At 60.5% G+C, this 21,399-nt stretch carries 19 protein-coding genes; 9 read left to right on the plus strand and 10 right to left on the minus strand.

From position 1 onward, the window contains the following. On the plus strand, positions 1-468 hold a 468-nt coding region (locus tag BP846_RS07700), incomplete at its 5' end, for a DapH/DapD/GlmU-related protein (RefSeq protein WP_292394082.1). Between the two features lie 32 nt (positions 469-500). On the opposite strand, the gene BP846_RS07705 is transcribed toward BP846_RS07700, so the two are convergent. The 4 genes from BP846_RS07705 to BP846_RS07720 all read right to left on the minus strand — a co-directional run bounded on the left by BP846_RS07705 (position 501) and on the right by BP846_RS07720 (position 5,229). Continuing rightward, complete coding sequence (locus BP846_RS07705; RefSeq protein WP_292394084.1) at positions 501-1,592, minus strand: N-acetyl sugar amidotransferase; 1,092 nt, start codon at positions 1,590-1,592, stop codon at positions 501-503. Positions 1,593-1,800: 208 nt separating this feature from the next. Further along, positions 1,801-2,865: a non-hydrolyzing UDP-N-acetylglucosamine 2-epimerase gene (wecB, locus tag BP846_RS07710; RefSeq protein ID WP_292394086.1), complete on the minus strand. Its 1,065-nt coding sequence runs from the start codon at positions 2,863-2,865 to the stop codon at positions 1,801-1,803. Between the two features lie 2 nt (positions 2,866-2,867). Continuing rightward, positions 2,868-4,301 (minus strand): nucleotide sugar dehydrogenase, encoded by a 1,434-nt coding sequence (locus tag BP846_RS07715; RefSeq protein WP_292394088.1) that lies wholly within the window; start codon positions 4,299-4,301, stop codon positions 2,868-2,870. A 13-nt stretch (positions 4,302-4,314) separates the two neighbouring features. Next, positions 4,315-5,229, minus strand: coding sequence for a Gfo/Idh/MocA family protein (locus tag BP846_RS07720; RefSeq protein ID WP_292394090.1), 915 nt, complete (start codon positions 5,227-5,229; stop codon positions 4,315-4,317). 234 nt (positions 5,230-5,463) lie between these two features. On the opposite strand from BP846_RS07720, the gene BP846_RS07725 reads away from it, so the two are divergent. Both BP846_RS07725 and BP846_RS07730 read left to right on the plus strand, forming a co-directional pair. Next, positions 5,464-6,909, plus strand: coding sequence for a flippase (locus BP846_RS07725; protein WP_292394092.1), 1,446 nt, complete (start codon positions 5,464-5,466; stop codon positions 6,907-6,909). A 123-nt stretch (positions 6,910-7,032) separates the two neighbouring features. Then, positions 7,033-7,476 (plus strand): GNAT family N-acetyltransferase, encoded by a 444-nt coding sequence (locus BP846_RS07730; RefSeq protein ID WP_292394094.1) that lies wholly within the window; start codon positions 7,033-7,035, stop codon positions 7,474-7,476. 312 nt (positions 7,477-7,788) lie between these two features. Here the strand turns inward: BP846_RS07730 and BP846_RS07735 are convergent, their stop codons facing one another. Further along, positions 7,789-8,241 (minus strand): DUF5814 domain-containing protein, encoded by a 453-nt coding sequence (locus BP846_RS07735; RefSeq protein WP_292394096.1) that lies wholly within the window; start codon positions 8,239-8,241, stop codon positions 7,789-7,791. Beyond that, positions 8,238-8,864 carry a DUF2150 family protein gene (locus tag BP846_RS07740; RefSeq protein ID WP_292394098.1) on the minus strand — a complete coding sequence of 209 codons (627 nt, stop codon included), beginning with the start codon at positions 8,862-8,864 and terminating at the stop codon, positions 8,238-8,240. The genes BP846_RS07735 and BP846_RS07740 overlap by 4 nt, the downstream gene beginning before the upstream one ends. Before the next feature lie 114 nt (positions 8,865-8,978). On the opposite strand from BP846_RS07740, the gene larE reads away from it, so the two are divergent. Then, entirely contained in the window at positions 8,979-9,752 is a 774-nt protein-coding gene (gene larE, locus BP846_RS07745; protein WP_292394100.1) for an ATP-dependent sacrificial sulfur transferase LarE, read from the plus strand. Further along, positions 9,740-10,918: a tRNA uracil 4-sulfurtransferase ThiI gene (gene thiI / locus BP846_RS07750; protein ID WP_292394102.1), complete on the plus strand. Its 1,179-nt coding sequence runs from the start codon at positions 9,740-9,742 to the stop codon at positions 10,916-10,918. Before larE ends, thiI begins: the two co-directional genes overlap by 13 nt. Before the next feature lie 49 nt (positions 10,919-10,967). Here thiI and pscS read toward each other — a convergent pair whose 3' ends face one another. Continuing rightward, on the minus strand, positions 10,968-12,146 hold the full coding sequence (gene pscS / locus BP846_RS07755; RefSeq protein WP_292394104.1) for an O-phospho-L-seryl-tRNA:Cys-tRNA synthase: 1,179 nt from the start codon (positions 12,144-12,146) through the stop codon (positions 10,968-10,970). Next, positions 12,143-12,325: a hypothetical protein gene (locus tag BP846_RS07760; protein WP_292394106.1), complete on the minus strand. Its 183-nt coding sequence runs from the start codon at positions 12,323-12,325 to the stop codon at positions 12,143-12,145. Before BP846_RS07760 ends, pscS begins: the two co-directional genes overlap by 4 nt. Positions 12,326-12,455: 130 nt before the next feature. Here BP846_RS07760 and BP846_RS07765 point away from each other — a divergent pair, with 130 nt between their 5' ends. From BP846_RS07765 to BP846_RS07780, 4 genes are read left to right on the plus strand one after another with little or no spacing between them, the layout of a single operon-like run. Further along, positions 12,456-13,616 carry a metallophosphoesterase family protein gene (locus BP846_RS07765; RefSeq protein ID WP_292394108.1) on the plus strand — a complete coding sequence of 387 codons (1,161 nt, stop codon included), beginning with the start codon at positions 12,456-12,458 and terminating at the stop codon, positions 13,614-13,616. Continuing rightward, positions 13,603-16,776 carry an AAA family ATPase gene (locus BP846_RS07770; RefSeq protein ID WP_292394110.1) on the plus strand — a complete coding sequence of 1,058 codons (3,174 nt, stop codon included), beginning with the start codon at positions 13,603-13,605 and terminating at the stop codon, positions 16,774-16,776. Before BP846_RS07765 ends, BP846_RS07770 begins: the two co-directional genes overlap by 14 nt. Next, entirely contained in the window at positions 16,776-17,813 is a 1,038-nt protein-coding gene (locus tag BP846_RS07775) for a DNA double-strand break repair nuclease NurA (RefSeq protein ID WP_292394112.1), read from the plus strand. The genes BP846_RS07770 and BP846_RS07775 overlap by 1 nt, the downstream gene beginning before the upstream one ends. Further along, a complete protein-coding gene (locus tag BP846_RS07780) occupies positions 17,791-19,389 on the plus strand; it encodes an ATP-binding protein (RefSeq protein ID WP_292394114.1) in 1,599 nt (532 codons plus the stop codon). The genes BP846_RS07775 and BP846_RS07780 overlap by 23 nt, the downstream gene beginning before the upstream one ends. An 86-nt stretch (positions 19,390-19,475) precedes the next feature. On the opposite strand, the gene BP846_RS07785 is transcribed toward BP846_RS07780, so the two are convergent. After that, positions 19,476-19,985: a nucleotide-binding protein gene (locus BP846_RS07785; RefSeq protein WP_292394116.1), complete on the minus strand. Its 510-nt coding sequence runs from the start codon at positions 19,983-19,985 to the stop codon at positions 19,476-19,478. A gap of 12 nt (positions 19,986-19,997) precedes the next feature. Beyond that, positions 19,998-20,870, minus strand: a complete 873-nt coding sequence (locus tag BP846_RS07790) for a formate/nitrite transporter family protein (protein WP_292394119.1) — start codon at positions 20,868-20,870, stop codon at positions 19,998-20,000. Between the last annotated feature and the right edge of the window lie 529 nt (positions 20,871-21,399).

A 21,399-nucleotide genomic window follows, 5' to 3' on the forward strand; every position in this document is an offset into this window, starting at 1 on the left:
CTAAGGTTGCCGGGAGTTCAGGTACTACCCATTTTAAACCACTATGATAGACGAGGTCGACGTTCAATGGCGGTTCTAGATTTCATCCAATATCATATCATCGATTCCGCAAAAAACGCATACTGGTGCATCCGCAAGCGTTTTCCGCTTCGCCTTCTCCTTTGTGATGTGAATTGTCGGGAGATCCCGGAATCCACCTGGTTCGGGCATCCGTACGGGATCACCATCCGGGACGGCACCCGATTCGGGGAGAACTGTGCTGTCCGATCGAATGTCACCATCGGGCAGAAGTCAACTGAAGAAGAACGGGCCGTCATTGACAACAACGTCCAGATCGGCGCCGGTGCGATCATCCTAGGCCCGGTCCACATCGGTGATAACGCCATCATCGCTGCAGGTTCAATTGTTCTCACCGATGTGCCGCCCAATACGACTTATATCTCCAAACATCAGGTTATTCTAAAATAGAAGAGATCCAATGTCCGCTACAGGCACTCAACCTAATACCTCCACGGGGAGATCAGGTACTGGAGCGTACGGTGGAACCTTGAGTGGTGATCGTAGTCGAAGTTCCGTTTCGGGGCCGCATGGAGAACTGAATCCATCTCCTCTTCAGTCAGCTCGAGCGTATCGGCAATGAATTTCCTGTCTCTCTCTTCCTGCTCAGCCGAATATATCGACTCCCGCATTTTACTGAATGCTTCTTCCCTTGTCATCTGCTTCGACAGAACAAGCGTCGCGTAGTCGGTAATTCTCTTGTCGATCCCGAACTTCCTTGGTAACAGGAAGGCAAAGGCCCAGCGAGTGAACACCGATTCGAAGTGGTGTCCGCCGTAGTACTTCCAGCCGAGTTCCCTCTCCAGAAGCGGATCCACATCCCTGTGGCGGTAGTCCATCCAGTAAAGCGGCCGGATCTCCCGAATTCCTTTCCGATACCATCTGAAGACGTCAGCGATAGTGCGCAGAGGGTAGTTGTCAAGTCTCATTGTTCCATGTCGGCTCTGTATGTCGAGTATGAAGCGTTCGTCGTCATGAAGTGACCACTCGATCGACCCCAGACCCTCCGTCCGGAACGATGCACCACTAAAAACGTATTCAATATTCTTCTCCTCCGCTATATCGTATAAAACTGTAACAAACGCGTGATCTGATGGGATATCAACAGAGGGCACCGATGCAAAAAGAAAAGATCTCTGCAGATCTTTGAACTCTTCCCATTCGACAGTGTGGTTGTGCAGGTCAACATCGAGTTTCCGGCAGGTATTTTTCATGTTATCCACAGCGATAGATGAGTCCATCCTGTTGTCGACGTGAACGGCAAGCGGGTTGAGGCCCCACTGCTTGAGAAGGTATAAGGTATACGTGCTGTCCCGGCCCCCGCTTACACCCTGGATACAGTCGTACTCCAGACCCCTACCCCTCGACTTCACCCTTTCAACGAGAGACCGGAGTTTTTTCTGGTTTTCCGGATTGACGGAAAATTTGCTGCATCTTTTGTCGTATCGGTGGCAGTGATTACATACACCATCTTTATCAAAGTTAATATTTGGAAATGTATCGCCCAGGATACAGCGGGAGCAGGTCTTTTCCATACGATAAAATCTGTTTTGCTATGATAAAAGAGCTCTGAAAGATGCTGTTAGGTGCGAATGGTTCATATACCCTGCATGAGGATGAGGGATAGAATTGCACATACCGGGAAAATCGAGGGAAGTGTATCAGTTCACATTCTGCTCCGGTATGAGTCGACGCCGGTTGTAAGTCTACGATGAATTTTCCTGTTCTTAGTTTTTCCTGTTCTTAGTAATACTCAGATAGAATCTGTGCAACCTTAGAACTGGCAGTACCGTCTCCAAAACAGGGTCTCTGCTCTCCCTCAGGAGCGAAACTCCAGATCGCCCGGAAGATCTCCCCCCTCTCCGCCCCCACCAGCACGTTCCACCCGGCCTCGACCGTCTCGACCCACTCGGTGTTCTCCCGGAGCGTGATGCAGGGCACGCCGAGCATGTAGGCCTCCTTCTGGACGCCGCCGGAGTCGGTGAGGATCTTTGCCGCATGCGCCATCAGGCGGATCATATCGAGGTAGCCGAGCGGTTCGGTGACCCGAACATTCTCCGGCATACCCGCAAGAAGGCCGTATTCGCCGAGGTAGCGCCGCGTCCGGGGGTGGACCGGGAAGACGGCCGGCATCCCGGCCTCTCCAAGGGCGCCGAGGATGGCGGTCATGTTCTCCCGGCTGTCGGTGTTCGACGGCCGGTGGACGGTGACGACGAGGTACTCCCCGGGCCGAGCCCCGACATCCTCAAGGATCCGGGAGCGCTCTTCTGCGATCGCGCGGTTGTACTCCATCGCATCAAGCATCACGTCCCCGACGAGAAAGACGCCCTCCGTGATCCCCTCGGCCGCGAGGTTCGCGACCGCCGTCTCCGTTGGGCAGAAGAGGAGGTCCGAGCAATGGTCCGTGAGAACCCGGTTCACCTCCTCGGGCATCCGGCGATCGAAACTCCGGAGCCCCGCCTCGACGTGCGCCACCGGGATATGGAGTTTCGCCGCCGCAAGCGCGCCTGCAAGGGTCGAGTTCGTGTCGCCGTAGACCAGAACGACGTCGGGCTCCTCCTCTTCGAGGACATCCTCGATCGCCCCGAGCATCGCCCCGGTCTGGTGGCCGTGGGTGCCGGAGCCGATGCCGAGGTTGTAGTCGGGCTTCGGGATACCGAGTTCCTCGAAGAAGACCTCAGACATGCCGTGGTCGTAGTGCTGCCCGGTGTGGACGAGGATCTCATCATGCTCCTTCCTGAGTTCCCGGGAGACAGGAGCGCACTTGATGAACTGCGGCCGCGCGCCGACGATCGATACGATCTTCATGGCTACCGCCGGACCGGGTGACTGTTTCTGTCGCCACGCCCGATGCCCTTGTATATGAAGCCCGCGCGGATGAACGCATCCGGGTCGACGACGTTCCTGCCGTCGACGATGATCGGGTGCTCCCGGCCCGAGAGTTCCTTTACCCGCGCCGCTTCAAGGGAGGCGTAGTGGTGGTGGCCGGTGAAGATGGTGACGACATCCGCTCCCGCAAGGGTCTCCTCGAGGTCGTGCGAGACCTCGATACCTGGATAGTCGTCCACGAACGGGTCGTGGACCCTGACCATGGCACCTGCGTCCTCCATAGCCGCGAGATAGGGCTCCGCCGGCGTGTTCCTGGTATCATCCGAGTTCTGAATGAACGCCCACCCGAGGAGCGCGACCGTTGCACCCTCCGGAGACTTCCCTGCCCGCCCGAGCCCCTCGAGGGTCAGGTGGACCATGTGCCGGGGCATGAACTCGTTGATCTTCCGCGCGACGCCGAAGATCGACTCCGCCCCGTGCGGATACCAGAGGTCTCCCCCGAGGACCTGTGCCCCCCGCTCAAGGTGCCATGAGTCCTTGGTGAGGCAGTGGCCACCGACACCGGCACCCGGCCAGAGAATGGCCCGGGTGATCCCCTCACCCTTGAGGGAGTCGATCCCGGCCCGGACGTCGTAGACATTGACGCCCATCGCCTCACAGTGCAGCGCCAGCTGGTTTGCGGCGGCGATCTGGAGGTCGCGGAAGGCGTTCTCGGCGGTCTTCGTCACCTCGGCCGCGGTCGCGGTCATCGGGATGATCGTCCCGGTCGTGAGCACCGGGGCGTAGAGTTCCATCGCCCGTCGGGTGGAGACGTCATCGATCCCGCCGACGATCCGGTCATGCTCTTGAATATTCCGGAGCAGCCGCCCGACCATCACCCGCTCGGGAGCATGGGCGAGCGCGAAGTCCTTCCCGGCGACGAGGCCGGATTCCGCCTCCAGGATCTCCCGGGCCATCCCGCCGGTCGTGCCGGGGGTGACGGTCGATTCAAGCACCACGAGCGTCCCCGGCGTCAGGTACCGCCCGACGTTCCGGAGCCCCTCGATAAGGGCCGAGAAGTCCGGAATGAGGTCTTTTGGATCTTTAAATGGTGTCTGGATAGCGAGTGTCACCGCGTCGCACTCCGCAATCTCCGAGAAGTCCGATGTGCACCGGAACTTCCCTGCACCGACGACCTTCCCGAGGAGATCTTCAAGCCCCGGTTCCTCACCCTTGAGGGGCGACTCCCCCCGGTTCAGCATAGCGACCTTGTAGCCTGAGGACGGAGAGTTCCGCTGGAATCCCCGGACAGATTTAAACGCGGGAGCGTCCGCAAAGAGTACCGCGGCGGGGATGCCGACGTAGCCCATCCCGACAACACCGATATTCTGGATCGGCCCAATCTCGCCGATGATCGACTCTAATCCATTACTCATGCAAAAACCATCCTTATGCTGAGAAACACCGCGCGACATCCTCGCAGATCTCCATATTCAACAGCGCCTGTGCAGGGCTGACCGGGAACTCCCGCCCCTGTGCCACGCAGTCAAGGAACGTTGAGAGTTCGAGTTTCAGCGGTTCCTGCTTGTTCACGAGCACCTTCTCGATGATGTTCTCCTGCACGTAGCGCTCGTTCTCTACCGAGTACTGCCCGGGTTTTCTGTGAATGTAGATCTCCTGGGCCATAAAGTCGCCCTCGACGGTGAACTCCTCCTCCTCGATGTAGATCATACGGATCTTCTTTGATGACTTCCTGCTTGCCGAGAGGTAGACCGGGGTACCGTCGAAGGAGAAGAGGGCGCTGCAGACATCCTGGTTGCCGCTGCCGGCGAGGCGGTAGGCCCCCTCAGGGAGGAGGACGTTACGCATGATGTCCACGTCGTGGATCATCAGGTCCTCGACGACCGAGGAGCCGCTCACCCGGGCAGAGGCCGGGTTATGCCGTTTCATCTCGATGTAGAGAGGGTCCCGGACGATCTTTTTGATCTCGGGGACGATCGGGTTGAACCGTTCGATGTGCCCGACGCCGACGACGAGACCGTCGGGGATCTTCTCGATAAGCCTTCTCGTCTCTTCCGCCGTCGCGCAGATGGGTTTCTCGACGAGGAGCGGCACCCCGGCATCGAGCACCGTCTCCGCAACCCCGAAGTGATAGGGCGTCGGGACGCAGACACTCACCGCATCCACGCGACGAAGCAGGTCCTCAACGGTCGGGGAGGCCGTTGCCCCGAACGTTGCGGCAAGGTCGCCTGCCGCCTTCCCGTTGAGGTCGTACAGGTGGAGCGAGTCCACCGCTTTCAATTCCGAATACACGCGGGCATGGTTCCTGCCCATCATCCCGACACCGATTACCCCTACGTCCAAGATTTCACCGCCGATAGTATGCACGTACGCTCACCTGGGAGCCCCGGATGATAATAGTAGTATACGTTAGCATCGCTCTGTCATGACGTTATCGTGGAGGGGTGTCCCCTCGTTCCTGGATAGGGAGGCCTGCCGGATCGCGGCTGTCTCGCTCGTTATGGTTCAAAATGAATAAGGCCTTTCCCGGCGAAACCAATGCTTGTGTTCCGGCCCTCCGGGTATCTTGCCCGTATCATGCGCATCGATCCCGTCCAGCGCCAGAGCCTCATAAGCCTCGGCTCGACGATCGGGCTTACCGCGATCGGGTTCCTCTCCACGATGTATTTCGCCCATACTGTCGGTCCATCGATACTGGGCGCCTACTTCCTCTTTGTCGCCTACTTCAGCGTCTTCAACCTGATCGGGGACGGCGGATTCGGGGGAGCCGCGGTGAAGCGGATCAGCGAAGGGGAGGACCAGAACGCCTACTTCACCGCGTTCCTCCTCCTCCGGGTAATGCTGATGGCCGTCTCGGTGGGCTTCCTCCTCGTCGCACGGCCATACCTCACCGACCTCACCTCATCGGGAGTCTTTCCCTGGCTGGTCCTCGCGCTGGTCGTCAGCACCTTCACGAATATCGCCTCAAACAGCGTCTACGGCAGAGGAATGGTCGGCGTCAACCAGATTAGCAGCCTGATCGATAACCTGACCCGGATAGTCGTCCAGGTCGTCGCGATCATCCTCGGCTACGGCGTTGCAGGACTTGCCGGCGGGTTCGTCGCCGGGCTCCTCGTCTCTGGAATCTTTAACTTCCGTTTCCTCGACCTCTCGCCGGCGCCGTTTGGCCGGTCGCACATCTCCAGCCTCTTTGCCTTCTCGTTCTGGACATTCCTCAGCGCGAGCGGCTACCTCGTCTTCTCGTATGCTGATACCATCATGATCGGCCACTTCATGACAGAGACCGACGTCGGCATCTACCGTGTGGCGCTCCAGCTCACATCGATTGCGACGTTCGTCACCATAGCGCTCCATACCACCCTCTACCCGAAGGTCAGTTACTGGGGGAAGCGGGACGACCTCTCTTCGGTGGAGGGTGCGCTTGCCCGCGCCTTCACCTACTCGCTCCTGCTCGCGGTCCCGGTCCTCGTCGGGGGCTGGATCCTCGGCGAACGGCTCCTCTACTTCTTCTACGGGGCGTCATTTGCCACCGGGGCGGGGGCTCTTGCGATACTCCTGCTCGTCCAGGTAGCGAGCGTCTTCATGTTCCTCCAGACGATGTGCTTAAACGCCCTCGACCGGCCGAAAGACTCGTTTCGCGTGACGGCAGTCGCGGTCGCCGCAAACATCGGGCTAAACCTCTTCCTCATCCCGGCATACGGCATCGTCGGGGCATCGGCGGCCACGCTCGTCACCATGGTGCTGAACGCGGCACTCGCCAATCGCGCCCTCTCCCGGAGCATCCGTGTGCGGATAGAGCCCCGGGCCGTGGGCAACATCGTCTTTGCCGCGCTTGCCATGGCGGCTGTCGTAGTCGGCTACTCGTACATCATCCCGCTCACGAACGTCTTCATCGTCCTCGGGGCGGTCGCACTCGGGGGGCTGATCTATATCCTGCTCCTCCTCAGGATTGACAGGGGCATCCACGACGAACTGAAGGATCTCGCCGGAAAACTCGGGCTTCCCTGGCCCAGTTCGCTCTGACGGTTGGTGGATGCTCACCGGTGCATCGGAAAGGGCTATCCTCTCCGCACCTGTTTGGACGGGGGCCCTTACCCGTGCAGTTGAAATAGCAGCTGCAGCAATTTGTGGTTATACGCGAGGAAGATGATGAGGAAAGAGGTCCGTGAACTGAAGCATGATGAGTTCCCGCTTGCAGAGAAGGTCTGGAAACACTATCGCGGCCAGAAGGCAGACACAACAAGGGAGAGGATCTTCGGCGCCTTTGTTGACGGCGTCCTTGCGGCGACAGCCCGCTGTACCCGGCACCCGGGCGGCCTCGAAATGGACTGCGTCTTCACCCTGGACGAGTACCGTGGAGGCGGATATGCAAGGGAGGTCGTGGCGAGACTTCTCGATGAATGCGGTTCCGAGACGATCTACATCCACTCAACCCTCCCCCTGATCGGGTTCTACGGGAAACTCGGGTTTGAGCCCATCCCCGAGGCGAGACTGCCAGAGAGTATCAGGGAGCGGTTCATCTTCTGCTTCGGGGAGATGGCGGGGTGTAACGTCGCCCCCATGATGCGGAAGCCCGGTGGGGCAGGATAGTTTGACCGTTGCACCCCTCCCGATGCGCACGATGGCAAACCTGATGTATGATGAGACCGGATAGGCCGAGATATTTACCAGTGCGGAGGACATCGATTACATCGTTCCGACCTGGAACAGCGAGTCAACGCTGGAGGTGACACTCTCCTCGATCCGGGAGTACGGGCGCCCGAACAGACCTCATCGCCTTTGTCGACTCCGACGTAGAGTTTCTCCCGGAGTGGAAGGACGTCCTGCGGGCCTCTGCCGGCCGGCGCTATCCCGATCTCGCTAAATCGGTCCGAAACGGCAGGTAACAGGAGCGAGCCTCCCTTAATGCTCGATCATTCTAATATGCTCGATAGCGTTCTCCGCAAGTTTCTCCCGTCCCTGCAACTCGGCGACGTCCCGTATCGCTTCGAGCATATGGACGGAGTCCTCAAGGAAACTCAGGATGTCGGCAGGATAGAGGTCGATACCATATTCATCGAGGAGGTGGGCGCTGATCTGGCGGTGGTCGAGCCCCATCTCCCTGAACTCGATGATGGCGAGGGTGAACTTCCGCTCCGGGCACCCGCAGAATGGGGCATCCTTGCATTTACAGTCCATGAAGTCGCGAAAAAAGGCCAGGAGTTGTTCGTGCATCCGGCGATCGAGGTTCTCGAAGTTGATCGCCTTCCCGAGAGAGTCAAGGAACGCGCCTGAGAAGACATGTTCCGGGAGCCGGAACCCGGCAGCCCGCTCCAGCCTCCGCGCCGCCCGGAACCGGGCCTTATCCGCAATCACGACGTCTCTCCGGGCTCCTCGTCGAACTTCGCAAGAGATTTCATGGCGTTGCTCATGGTCTCGACCTCAATGAGCCACTCATCAAAGAGGCCGGGATTCTCCGCATCGTCCTTGATGTACTTCGCACAGCAGGTGGCGCCGTCGATCACGGCGGCCCCGATATTCGCCGCGACCTCGAGGGCCTCCTCGAGGTTCTCCTCGTCGAGACCCCGGCCCTTCTTCACGAGCGTCTTGATGTCCTTGTCGAACTCGCCCCCGAGGTACTTCCGGCAGGCAGTGAAGAGAACCAGCAGGGAGAGCTGGAGCGACCCGATGATATCTTCGAGTTCTCCCTCGGGAAGCCCGGTCATGACGATCAACTCCACATCGTCGAGTTTCTCCGTGGCCTCCTCCTTTGTGAACCGGCCGTTCTGGTGGAGACGGATGATCTTTAAGACCGAGAGGGTGATATCCTCGGTGAAGCCGTAGAGCATCTGCTCACCTTCGGAGACCTCTTCGCCCTCCGCAGGCTCGAAGTCAGCGCCTTCGAGCGTTGTTATCCAGTTGTCCCAGCGCTCCTGATTGTAAAAAATATAGAAGAGTTTCATGGGTTCTGCCTGTTTGGCTTTCGCTTTCTTCGCCATATCAGTACACATTCGGAGTGCCTCTGTTAAAAATCATTTGCTCCTCATGCAGAGAGCCCAAATTGCCGCGATTCGCGAACATTCATGTAGGACGAGCGAGCATAAGAAGAGCAGATGGCGAGAGATTGCAGGCTTGACGCGCTCCTGAAATCCTACGAACCCATTGCGGTCGCGCTCTCCGGAGGAACGGATAGTTCGGTTCTGCTGGCCAACGCCTGGCGACACGGGATCCGGGCGGTCGGCATCAGTGTCGATACCGGTCTTACCCCCCCGGGAGAACTCGCGGCAGCGCGGGAACTCTCGGACCGCCTGGGCATCCCGCATGTCGTGATACCGGTTGATATGCTCGATATCACCGCGGTCCGGGAGAACCGGCCGGACCGGTGTTACGTCTGCAAACGGGTGATGATGGAGGCGATCATCACAGAGGCAGAGCGACAGGGATGCCGGACGGTGGTTGACGGGACCCACGCCGATGACAGTCTCCGGACGCGGCCGGGCATACGGGCGCTCCGTGAGCTTGGTATCAGGAGCCCGTTCGCCGAATGCGGGATGGGGAAGGAAGATATCGAGGCCCTTGCAGGGAAACTCGGCATATCTGTCCGCCCGCCGTCCGCATGCCTCGCTACCCGCATCCCTACCGGCGATGCGGTCACCCGGGAGTGCCTCGCGCTTGTGGGGGCCGCCGAGGCCCTCCTCGCGCGGGAGATCCCCGGGACCATACGGGTCCGGTGCACCGACGGCTGCCGGGCCTCCATCGAGGCCGACCCGGCGCATCACCAGAGGCTGGAGCGGCTGCTCGGTGCGGTGAAGGAACTCGGATTTAGCGATGTAGTGATCGCCCCGGAGGGGTACCGACAGGGAGGTGCGGATTCGTGGAAGCGGTGATGGTCAGGTACGGCGAGATCTTCCTCAAGAGCGAGCCGGTGAAACGGCGGTTCATATCAATAATGACCGGGAATATCAGCCTCGCGCTGGAGGTCGAAGGACTCACCCACTGCATCGAGACCCCCCGAGGAAGGATCCTGATCTTCGGTGACGAGCCCCGACGCATCGCCGCTCTTGTCGCGAGAACCTTCGGGGTGGTGAGCGTCAGCGTCTGCACGGTGACCACCGCCGACATCAACGGGCTCGCGGCCGCAGCCGTCGAGCATGCGGAGCGGCACCTCCGGCCAGGGATGTCGTTTGCGGTCAGGGCGCGACGGTCAGGCGTCGAGGGGTTCAACAGCCAGGAACTCGGGGCTGCTGTCGGCTCAGCCGTCCTCGACCGGGTGCCGGAGGCCACGGTGGACCTGACGACGCCCGACTATGAGGTCTTCGTGGAAGCCCGGGAGTTTGGTGGCTTCGTCTACGATGAGAAGATCAGCGGGCCGGGTGGGCTCCCATACGGGACACAGGAAGAAGTTATGGCCCTGCTCTCGGCGGGCATCGACTCCCCCGTTGCGTCGTGGCTGATGATGCGCCGGGGATGCCGGATGGTGCACGTCCACATGCACAGCGGGCGGTTCGGCGGGGCGGATGGGGAGAGAAACGTCCTGCAGAACCATGCCCGGCTCTCTGCCTGGGTCCCGGGGCACCCACTCGACCTCCTCGTTGCGGATATGGAGCCATTCTTTGAGGTCGTCACGGCGTTAAAAGAGCCCCGTTACCGGTGCATTCTCTGCAAGCGGTTCATGCTCCGGGTGGCAAGCATCCTTGCGGGAGAGCGCGGCGCCTACGCGCTCGTCAACGGCGACAACCTGGGGCAGGTGGCTTCGCAGACGCTCGCGAACATGACGGTGATCGCCCCGGCGGCGTCCGTTCCGGTGCTCCGACCACTCATCGGGTTCGACAAGGAGGAGATCGTCGATCGCGCCCGTGCCATCGGGACGTTTGAGGCCCATCCGGGGAATGTCGGATGCACGGTCGCCCCCCGTTACCCATCGACGGCGGCACCCGCAGCGACAATCGCCCTGATTGAAGAGGAACTCGACGTGGAGAGCCTCGCGGCCCGGGCGGCGGGGACGGTGCGGCGGTACCGCGCAAAGAACGGGGAGGTCGAGGAGGCCGGGTGACGGTCCCTCACGGTTCCGGAATACTCTTGTTTTGCTTGCGGCCGATCTCTCAGACAATATTCAACCCGTTCTCCCGTGCAACCTCGATAAACGACTCCCCGACGTGCCGGATCTGCTTATCGGTCAGCCCGAAGGTGTTGAACTTCCAGACTTTGGTCGATCCGGGGATGACCCCGGTGATCCCCCGCTTCTTTAAGTCGCTTGAGAGGAAGAAACCGCGCTTCTTGTGATGCTCTGCCACCGTATCGAAGGATTCGCGGGTATCGATCCGGGTCAGGGAGTGCTGCCTCGGGTAGTCCGAGAGGACCTTCGTCCCCTCGATGGAGAGGAGGGCGTCCACGACCGCCTGCGAATGCGCCACCTCGGTCTCCCAGTGTTGCACCCGCTCCCTGACGTGGGGGAACGAGGCCATCATCCCGACGACGGTGACCCCCATGAGGGTGCATCCCATCATCTCCACCTCCTTCATCCCGAACGTCCGGCCGGTCACGTCCCCCTTTGCCTGCGTCGTCCGGAAGACCTGTCCTGCGTGCTCCTTCGTCGTCGCGAGGACGCCGGAGGGCGCCGGAGCCGCCATGCTCTTATGGCCCGACCCGACGACGAAGTCGGCACCGAGCGCTTTGCCGTCGACCGGCATGATCCCGACCGTATAGGCCCCGTTGACGAGGACCGGGATGTCGTACTGGTGGGCGACCTTGATGATCCCCGCGACGTCGTGGACGTTCCCGAACTGGTAGTCGACGTGGTCGACGAAGAGCAGCGGCGGTGTGTGCGAGAACTCCCGGATCACCGCCTCGATCTTCTCTGCCGCGGCGTCGGGGGTGATGTGGTTCTTCGCATCCTTCGGGATCTCCCGGGGGACCCCGCCCGCTGCCTCGATCGCCATGAACTCGGTGTAGTGGGCAAGCGACGTGACGATGACCGGGTCGCCTTTCTCCACGTAGGTGCTCGCGACCGCCTGGAACCCCCGGCGCGCTCCCGGGACCACCCGCGCCGTGTCCATATTCAGCCACGTGGCAAGGTCTGCGTGGAACTGCGCAATGGGGGGTTTCTGGATGTAATCGAGTCTTGGGGGGTTTCGGCAGTTGTCGCAGACCGAGTAGCCGTCGCCGAAGGAGATTGCCGCCTTCATGGCATCGGCGGTGAGCCGCCCGCCCGCCTGGATGGGGTCGATGTTGATGTACATCTCCTCGACGTCGCGAGCCTCAATATCGACTGCGCACTTCACTGCACCAACTCCTCTTCGATGATTGCGATCTGCCGCTTCACCTTCTCAAGGGAGGTTGCGGCGCGCTTCTTCTGCGCTTCATCAAAGTCATGCTGCGGAGCTGTCTCACGCAGCAGGAACCGGAGGTCGGAGAGGATGAAGAGCGCCTGAAAAACTGCATCTACGGCTCTTTTTGACACGAGATCACCATACAAATATCTGTGAGGATATATTAGATTAAGCGTATTATGGGCACCGACCCGGTGCCGGACACTTTCGCGCCGCGCGGATCAGGCATTTATGCGCGAGAGGCATGGAGACTCATTGGGCATGAAGATCGTTCACATTGCAGACACGCATCTGGGATTATCCGCATTTAACCGGGTCGATCCGGATACCGGGATGAACCTGCGCGAGCAGCTCATCTACGACAACTTTCTGGCCGCCGTCGACCGGATCATCGGCATGCGACCCGATGCGCTCATCCATGCGGGCGACCTCTTCCACCAGGTCAAGCCGAAGACCCGCGCCTACACGACGGCGCTCGACGCCCTCTGCCGCCTGCAGGACGCGGGAATCCCCGTGCTCGTGGTCGCGGGCAACCACAGCATGGCAAAGACCCGGTATACGGCATCGCCGTTCGAGGTCCTCGAACGGGGGGGGTACCGCACAGGCGACTTCTACGTCGCCCACCACAACCGCTACCGGCGGGTTGAACTCGGGGATGCGGTCTTTCACCTGATACCGAACATGCTCCAGCCCGAAGGGTACCGGGCGGCGTTTGAAGGGATTGAGTTCTCGCCCGGCACAAACGTGCTTGTCACCCACGGTCTTGCGAGCATTCTCTCGGACAGGCGGCTGCATACCGTTGCGGAGCACGAACTGGATGCGACCATCATATCCGACCGGTTTGACTACATCGCGCTCGGCCACTACCACGGTCAGGTGCAGGTCGCCGACAACGCCTGGTACAGCGGGTCGCTTGAGTACTGCAACTATGGGGAGATCACAGAGACCAAGGGAGGCCTCGCCGTGGACCTGGCAACCGGGGACGTCCGGAAGATCGACCTCCCGCACACCCCCATGCTCAGTCTCGGGCGGGTCAACTGCGACGGGCTCTCCGCACGGGAGGTTGTGGACTCCGTCCTCACGGCGATCGACGATGCCGGAAAGGCAGCCTCCCGGGCAATCTGCCAGATCACGCTCGATGGAATACGCCGCGAGACGCTCCGGGCGCTCGACCAGAAGGCTCTTTCGGACGCCCGGAGCCGGATGCTGGACCTCAAACTTCGGGTGATAGCCACCGACGACGTTTCCCAGATATTTTATGAGGAATCCCTTGTCGGCGTGGACTACATCGCCGAGTTCGAGCGGTTCGTGGAGAGGGAGCACCTTGCTCCCGACGAGGAGGAGTACGTGAAGAGGGCCGGGGCCATGGTCCTCAGAAAAGTCATCGCACGCCATAAAGAGGGAGAGAGTGCTGCTGAATAAACTGCGGATGCGGAACTTCAAGAGGTTCCGGGACCAGGAGATCACTTTCCAGGACGGTATCACGGGGATCGTCGGGAACAACGGGACCGGGAAGAGCAGCATCGTGAGTGCCATCCTCTTCGCTCTCTACGGGCTCCAGGGGACCGGCCTGGATGGGAATTACGTCGTCAGTTCCTTTGCGGGCCCGCAGGACGTCTGCGAGGTCCGCCTGGACTTCCTGGTCGGCGGCAACGAGTATGCTGTCGTCCGTAAATTCAAGCGCCGTCCTTCCTCCACCCTCCACGAGGCAAACCTCTACCTGAACCAGAGACTCCTCGCAAGCAGCGTCCAGAAAGTGGCCCAGGAGGTGCAGCGGGTCGTCGGCATGGGTCCAGGTGACTTCCGGAACACCATCTATGCCGGGCAGAAGGAACTCCTCGCCCTGATCGAGAGCCGGGCCGGGTCCCGGAAGGACTGGTTCATGCAGGTGCTGGGCATCGATTACCTCAAGAAGGACAGCATGGATGAACTGAGGGAGGTCATCGATGCCAGGGAAGGGATCGCCCGGGAACTCTCCGGGCGGCTCCAGGAGTTGAACGCGAGCGGGGTTCACGACCACATCCAGGCGCTCCGCGCCGGGCTCGCTGGTGCGGAAGAGGAGTCGGAGAGGATCGCTGCCGTAGAGAGGAATGCCGGGGAGACGCTTGAGCGTGCCCGTAAGGAACGCGATCGGCTGCTCCTGGTGCGTGACCGCTACCTGCACCTCGCGAAGGAAGAGGAGGTGCTGACAGGTGAGATCGGGCGGCTCCGCACCGAGTGCCGGGACGGGGAAGCGGAGATCGCGGAGCGCAGAAGATTCCAGAACGACCTTGAAGCCTTCTCTCTCCTCGCCGGCCGCTACGAGCCCCTGAAGGTAGAGGTTGCCGCGATGGCGGAGGAGAAAGCACTCGCCGACCGCCTGACTCTCGAAATGGAGACCACAGGGGGACAGATCCAGGATTACGACGAGCGCCGCCGGAGGATCGAGGCGGAACTTGCCGCACTTGCTGAGGATGAGGGGGCGGTCACCGGGCTTGCCCGGAAGGTCGGGGAGTGGCAGGCTCTCCGCGACCGCATTACGGCGATGAAGACGCTCCAGCCAGAGTATGACGCCCTCCGTGAGGAACTTGCCCGCATGGATGAGCGATTTTTCCAGACAGAACGACGTGTCCGGGAGAACCGGGCGGAGATCGAGGGAGTCGAGGAGAAGGCCCGGCAGTTCGCGGCGCTCGAAGCGGACGTCAGTGACTACGATATCCTCCGGGCCCGTGAAGAGGTGCTTCTTTCGGCCGCGGAGTATACCCGACAGGAAGAGCGGTGCCTGCGGGAGATTGACGCCGGGTCCGAAGAGATGAGCCTGATCGAGAACGAGATCGCCGGCCTTGCCCGGCAGCTCGCCGGGATGGGCGCTGTCGAGGAGCAGATTGAGTCGGCGGAGAGCCGGAAGGACTACCTGACCGCCCGGATCAGTGCCTGCGCCGAACGCCAGGAGGCGATCCTTGAAGAGATCCGGAGGCTGGCTGAACACCAGGCGGAGATCCTCACCGCGGGTCCGGAAGGGTCCTGCCCGACATGCCACCAGGCCCTCGGTGAACACTACGAGGGGCTGGTCGACGACCTTGCAACCGCTACCGCGTCGATGCAGGCTACGCTTGCAGGCCTCGAACACGAGCATGCGAGGGCGACCGCCGACCACCAGGGCCTCGCCGCCGAGTTGCAGGACCTCCAGCGGCAGCGTATCGCCCTCCAGCACACAAAAGAGCAGCATGCGCTTTACTCGTCCCGCTACGAGCAGAGCGCGGGTGTCGTGCAGAGGTGGCAGGCCGAGGCCGGAGAGCACCGTGCCGCGATACGGGCGCTCGGCGTGGAGAGGTATGACCAGGCTACGCATGACGCCCTCAAGGAGCGGATTCGGGAACTCGCAGAGAAGCGGACAAAGGCTGATACCCTCCGTGGTGAGTGCAACCGCCTTCCCGCCCTCCAGGAGGAGCGGCAGCGGCTCATCGTCGAAGTCGAGGGCTATCTCGCCCGTAAAGAGAAGACCGAGGTGAAGATATCCCGGCTCGGGTTTGACCCGCAGGTCATGCAGCGCCTGGAAACAGAAGCGCAGGTGCTTGAGGCATCTTACCGCGCCTATGCGGAGGCACAGGCCCGTCTTGCGCGGCGACCGGCACTCGAAGAGGAGCGGAGGGTCGTCGCCGCCAGGACTGAAAGGCTCCAGGAGAGGCTGCAGGAGATTCGCGATGAACTCGTCCGCCTCTCGTTCGACCCTGAACGGTTCGCATGCCTCGGCGAGGAATGCAGCCGTGCCGAAGCGGCGCACCGGAAAGCACTTGAACTCCGCGTCCGCCTCGAGGAAGTCCCGAGGCTCCTCCAGGCGCTGGAGGCGAAGCGGGACCTCCTCATGAACCGGGAGGCCGAGTTGCTCCGGGTCACGGCGGCCATCAGTGATCAGGGTTTTGACGAACGAATGGTCGCGGTGGCGGAGGAGGCGCTTGCGGGTTCCGAGAGAGACCTCGCGGCGGCACGGGAGCAGAGGTACGCAATCGCCACCCGGATAAGCAGCCTGAAGGCAGATATCGGGGAGATGACCGGGAGACTCTCCCGGGCGGATGATCTCGCCCGGCAGCAGGAGTCGCTCCACGAGGAGATCGGGCGCCTGAAACTGACCCGCTCGCTCATCAGGGATTACACAGATTACCTCCTGCAGGTGGTCAGGGACAGGATCGAGGAGGAGGCGGGGAGGGTGCTTGCCGAGATCACCGATGGGCGGTATGGCACGGTGATGCTCGACGACGACTTCACCGTCCTCGTCCATGATATGGGAGATGACTACCCGGCCGACCGGTTTAGCGGCGGAGAACAGGACGACATAGCCATCGCTCTTCGGATCGCCCTCTCCCGGTTCCTTGCCGAGGTGAACGAGGTGCATGACTCCACGTTCCTGATATTTGACGAGATCTTCGGGAGCCAGGATGAAGGGCGGCGAAGCAACCTCCTCCGGGCGCTCAGAACCCAGGAATCTCATTTCCCCCAGATTCTCCTTATATCGCATATCACCGAGGTCCAGGATGAGTTCTCGACGACGTTCATGGTCGAGATGGGGGCGGACCAGGCAAGCCGGGTCCGGGAGTTTGAGTGATGGACCGAAGAGATCTCTACCAGGACGCGATCCGGCGGGTCGCCGGACGGATCCGGGAGTCCGCCCCGGAGGACCTTGCCGGGCAGTTCTCGGTGTGCAGCGGGTTTGATGCGTCATCCTACCACCGCTGCCGGCCCGGGTCCGGCGGGGCCGTCTGCGCCGTGGACGGGAGCAACACCATCGTCCTCGATGCAGGCAGTTTTGCCGTTGCCGCCGTCCGGGCATCGGTCAGCGCGTATGCCGGCAGCACGCGCCTCTACCACCGGACGACGCCCCTGCAGGTCGTCACCGTCAACCCCGGGGCCGGGAACGAGGACTTCGACACACTCTTCCACGACTGCTTCCACTGCCCGCCGAAGGTGCACCTCGACCACGACGACCCGGTCCGGAACACCGCCGTTATACGGGATACCCTCGAGTACTGGGCAGCGATGGAGATGGCCGCGGAACTCGATACCGGGGACCTCATCGTCCTCGACGGCACACTCCAGGTCCGCCACGCGAGCCACGACGAGGTCATCGAGAACCTCCTGAACCTCTGCAACCTCCGGGGGGTGCTCATCGCTGCGGTGACGAAACGGACATCCCTCACCTGGGGCGGGGGGCACCCGATCGTCCCGGCGGCAGAAGGGCTCGCCCGCGATCTTGGTGTCCCTGAACCCTGGTATCTCTGCGTCTCCGCTGCCGAGGGCCTGATCGACCGCCGGGAGACACGACCCTGGAAGCAGCGGGGCGAGCAGTACGTCGCGCGGCTGCACCCGCGGGCACAGCGGGCGTTCAAGGTGGAGATACCCAAGTACTACAGTCCGGAGATGGTCGAGCGGGTCTTCTCTGCGCTTGCCTTCTTTGCCGACGATGGGAGGGTCACGGGCTACCCGTATCCGCTCCTGGACGCCCACCTCACCACCAAAATCGGGAGGGATGCCGTCGGCCAGGTCCGCCAGGACATCATTCGGGGCATGGACCTGCTCGGCATGAATCTCGCCGACTACACCGGCATCTTTGGTGATTACCATGATGAATTTGATCGATATTGACGGCGACGACGCCTCAAAATACCGCCTGATCGGGGACCGGGTGCTCAGTTACCGGTTTGCTGTCCCCCACGATGCAGAGATCTACCTCGGAGACGTCTTGAAGATCACCGACAACATCAAAGGGCTGACGTTCTTTGCCAAGGTGAGCGACCTTCTCCACGACTGTAACTTCTCCGACCCGAAATGGGATACGCGCCCTCATACCGAGCACTTCTACGGGATGGGAGAGGATGTCTTCATTCTCGTGGAGGCGATGCCGCTCGGGTACATGACCGAAGACGGCACCTTCCGGAAGCCCCGGACGATCCCTGCGAAGTTCTCCCGTGTGGAGCGGCCACAGTCCAGCGACTTTGCGTTCCTGCGGCAGGTGATGGGCGAGATCGAGGTCGGCGTGATGAAGACCGGTCAGGGTGTTCTACAGGACGTGAAGGTGGCGCTCCACGCAGCGGTCATGCGGCAGCATATGGGAGTCTTTGCGACAACGGGTATGGGGAAGAGCAACTTCATGAAGGTCTTCTGCGCGTCCTGTATGCAGGCCAGGGCGTTTGGGCTCCTCATCGTCGACCCGCACGGCGAGTATGTGAAGGGCGGACGGTCGTCGAGCGGCCAGGACACCCAGGGGCTCATTCACTATCAGGCAGGTCGGGACGGCCTCACCGTCTTCTCCACCCGGCCGCACCAGTTCAAGCGAAAATACCATTTAGACGATCTCTGCCTGGATTACGACGACTTCAGGATGCCCGACCTCCTCCTCCTCTACGAACACTCCCCGCCCCAGCGCGAGGTCGTGGAGATGCTCGAGAGCACGCCCGGTTCCGACGTGATTGACTTCTTCCAGACCACCGACTTCGCAACCTTTGATGCCGATACCTACACTGGTCGGCACCGCCGGATTGCCCGGGACCTGAAGAACTTCTCGGTGAGTACGCTCTCGGTGATGCAACGGCGTATCACGGGCATGCTCAACCGGAACAAAGGTTTCCTTGGGAAGCAGCGCTCATCGATCCCGGATATCATCAAGGCGCTCCACGAGAACAAGGTCGTCCTGATTGATATACCCGGTATGAGCGAGCAGAGCGAACTCTTCGTCCTCTCGATCATAACGCGCAAGATCATGCGCAACCACCAGGGTGAGGATGCCGGAGGCGGGGAGGAGCCAAAACAGGTGCTGATCACCATCGAGGAGGCCCAGCGGGTGCTGGGGTCAGGGCTCGGGAGCACCAGGACCTTCCGGGAAGCAGCGATGGAGGGAAGGAAGTTTGGTGTGGGGCTCTGCGTCATCACCCAGCAGCCAAAGAACATCGATGCACGGGTTCTTGCCCAGTTAAACACCTTCGTGGTGATGGGGCTCTCTGACCGGGGCGATCGCGATATCATCGCAAGCAGCGCAAAACAGGACCTCTCGCGCCTCGACACAGAGATTCAGACACTTGAAGCGGGAGAAGCAGTCATCAGCACCATAGGGATACCGTTTCCCGTGAGCACCCGGATCCATCTCTTTGAGGAGTACATCCAGGACCTCAACGGAAGGCCGGCGGCGAGGTCGATAGATGACGGCCTTGACTCAACATTTTAACGACAAAACGCGCGAAGGTGATGGTGGCAGGATCCTATCCCGTGTCAACCGTCCCCTCACTGAACACTCTGGCGCCCCGAGGGCCGTCAGGATTGCTGATTTTTCTCGACTTTTCGGATGGAGACGCAATTGATGACCGCATCTCCGGACAGGATATAGCGTTTGACGATAACTCCGAGTACCTCGACCACATCCCCCTTCTCGACGTCTTCTGCCGGTGAGGTGAACATCTTGACTGATATCTCACCTGTCCGGTCGGCGACGAGATACTGCGGCCGGTTGAGGAACTGGAAATACACCCGTTCGACGACTCCTTTCACACGCACCGGTTCGCCGAGCATGTTTAAGTTGATCTCCCGGATACGGGTTGTTCTTGCTTCTGCTTCGTAGACCGGCACCAGCGATGCATACTGCGACTGGCTCATGTAGTTGAGCGCCAGCGGTATGATGAGCAGCATGACGGCTGCCGGAACGCTCCAGATCAGCACGGATACATTCCCGGTAGCGAGGATGTAGACTGCGATCAGGACCATAAAAAAGAGGAAGACGGCCAATGCAACGGCCGTCACCCTCACTTTGATATTTCCGATCTGCATCGTCAATCAGGTTTACTTAAGGGCTGCAATTTCCTTTCTGAACGCGACCCAGTAGATGACACCGACGAAGAGCAGACCGCCGACGATGTTACCGAGCGTGACCGGGATAATGTTGTTGGTCCACATGGTCACCCAGGTGAGGCTTTCAACTGCCTTTGTGGGGTCAAGGCCCGTGCAGAAGAGGCCCGTGGGGATGAAGTACATGTTCGCAACACTGTGCTCGAACCCGCTGGCAACGAAAGCGAAGATCGGGAACCAGATACCGACGATCTTTCCTATCGCATCGTCAGCGCATATACCGAGCAGGATGGCCAGGTTGACGAGCCAGTTACAGGCGATTGCCTTGAGGAAGACCGACCACAGCGCCATACCGCCGACGTAACTCGTCTTTGCGGTCGCTATGCCGATTGCTCTCAGACCAAACGCGGTGAGCGTTGCGGTTCCGGCGGCATTGAAGCTGACGCACGGCCCGTATGCCATGATATACGCGAAGATTATGGAACCGATCAGGTTGCCGATATACACCCAGAGCCAGAGGTTGAGCACGCCTGCCCAGCTGACCTTGTGGATGAACGCTGCCATGGGGGCGAGCATCGCGTCACCGGTGAAGAGTTCTGCACCGGTCATGACCGTGATGATAAGCCCCACAGGGAAGACAGCACCCAGGATGAACTGGGCCATACCGGCACTTGCAAAACCAGACCTCATCGCGGCGTCGGATGCCAGGATACCGGTCGAACAGACCGTTGCGAGCGCACCGCCCATGGCGATGTAGGCTCCGGACATGATACCACGAAGGACCATGTTCCAGGCCGGTAGTCCGACCTTGTACTTCCCGGTATCACCTGCTTTTGCTACTATAGCAACTGGAGGATGGAACACCATTTTTCATACACCTCTCTAAACGTCCTACCTATACCGTCAAGTAATCCGAATGTATAGGTCTAATTAATCAGTAATTTGAGAGTGCTATTAATAAGTTTCGAATTGATCGTTATGCATGGAGTGTATAATCCAGATTCAGGCGTTTATCACTGTCATAAGTTAATTCCTGTCGTTAAACATCAAGAATTGAAAAACGATGCTTTTGCCTGTGATTTTGGGACCACGCGGAATATAGGTGGTTTCCGGGGGATATTTGAGCGAGTATATGGAAGCGGGCGCGCAGTTCTTCTGATATCCATCCGTATTCATGCTGGGGCGGGAGATACCCGGTAAAATCACTGGAGATGCCTGCGCGTCGAGATATGTCTTTGGAACAGGCGCTCAGGCCGGGAAATTGACGCTCTTTTGGGAAAAACGGCTTATTCCTTCCCGCTTTAGGGGTCGTCCCGGGTCCCGGATCAGATCGCTTTCCGGGCGGTTTACGGGCACCGGGATATCCAGGCTGCGGCACCCCGCCAGGTCCGGCAGC

It is taken from the genome of Methanoculleus sp. UBA303, assembly GCA_002501655.1.
In the GTDB taxonomy this organism is placed as follows: Archaea; Halobacteriota; Methanomicrobia; order Methanomicrobiales; family Methanoculleaceae; genus Methanoculleus.